The sequence below is a fragment of the Bacillus sp. NPDC094077 genome (assembly GCF_050279465.1).
Classification (GTDB): Bacteria; Bacillota; Bacilli; order Bacillales; family Bacillaceae_G; genus Bacillus_A.
The window spans coordinates 1-1284 of the sequence record NZ_JBNNUF010000060.1; the positions used below are offsets into that span (position 1 = coordinate 1).

Annotated in this window: 1 protein-coding gene; it reads left to right on the top strand. The window is 35.7% G+C overall.

Annotation, left to right across the window (positions count from 1 at the left end; translation table 11 throughout):
* Window positions 1-68 precede the first annotated feature (68 nt).
* Window positions 69-1284, top strand: a protein-coding gene (locus ACQKNR_RS29235; RefSeq protein ID WP_427322760.1) for an IS3 family transposase whose coding sequence is annotated in 2 segments (ribosomal slippage) — window positions 69-462 and window positions 462-1284 — 1217 coding nt annotated over the 2 segments. Because the reading frame shifts where the segments join, the coding sequence is not laid out codon by codon here. This gene is flagged as partial in the annotation.

Genomic DNA, 1284 nt, shown 5'->3' on the forward strand with positions numbered 1-1284 from the left:
AAAAAAGTCTATTCCATAGGGTATTTCTTGTATAATAAGAAAAAAACTAGAATCGGAGAAAATTCAAAATGACAAAAAAGTTATTTACAGAAAAAGAAATACAAGTTCTATCAAGTAACCCATACGTGAAATCTGTAAGTGAAAAAGGGCTCACCTATACAGATGAATTTAAACGTATTTTTATTGAGGGGAATGAAAAAGGAAAACTACCCCGAGTTATTTTTGAAGAATGCGGGTTTGATATAGATGTAATTGGAATACAACGTGTTGTGTCATCAGGAAATAGATGGCGTGCCTCGTATAAAGAAAATGGCGTATTTGGTTTAAGGGATACACGTAAAGAAAACTCTGGAAGAAAGTTAGAAAGAGAACTTACATTAGAAGAAAAGTATGCACGCTTGGAAGCTGAACGAAACTTACTAAAAGCCGAAAATGAGCTGTTAAAAAAGATCAAACTTATGGAAGGGAGGATGGGAAAGAAATAACGTTACCACCTAGTCAGAAATATATCTTGATTCGTTCTGTCATCCTAAAATACAACTTAAGAAATATGGTGAGCCACTTGTGTAAAGTAACTGGTGTATCCCGTTCGGGATACTATAATTATTTTTCCGTTTCATCTCAAGAACAGCGGAAACAAAAGAGCGATCAAGATGAAATCGTGAAAGAAATCATACTAAAAGCACTTCGATTTAGAAATCGAAAGAAAGGGGCTCGTCAAATAAAGATGACATTGGCGGGTCATTTCCAAGTTGTCTACAATTTAAAGCGTATCCGTAGAATCATGAAGAAATATGAGATTGTCTGTCCGATTCGTAAAGCGAACCCTTATAAAAGAATGCTGAAAAAGACAAAAGAACATCGAGTAGTACCAAATCGATTAAATCGAGAATTCAAACAAAACACCCCAGGAAAAACGCTTCTTACAGATATCACTTATTTAGTTTACGGTAAGAATAAAAGGGCTTATTTGTCTACAATTTTAGATGGCTCAACCAATGAGATTTTAGCTTACCATGTTTCAGAACAGATGACATTAGACCTCGTAACGACAACTCTTCATAAACTAAAAAGGAATAAGAGGATTCGGTTGACTGAGGGTGCATATATTCATTCAGATCAAGGAGCCCACTATACAAGCCCTACCTATCAAAAATTAGTCAAAAAGCTAAAGCTCGGACAATCCATGTCAAGAAGAGGAAACTGTTGGGATAACGCCCCACAAGAATCGTTTTTTGGTCATCTGAAAGATGAGGCACATATAGAAACTCGCGAGTCTTTTAC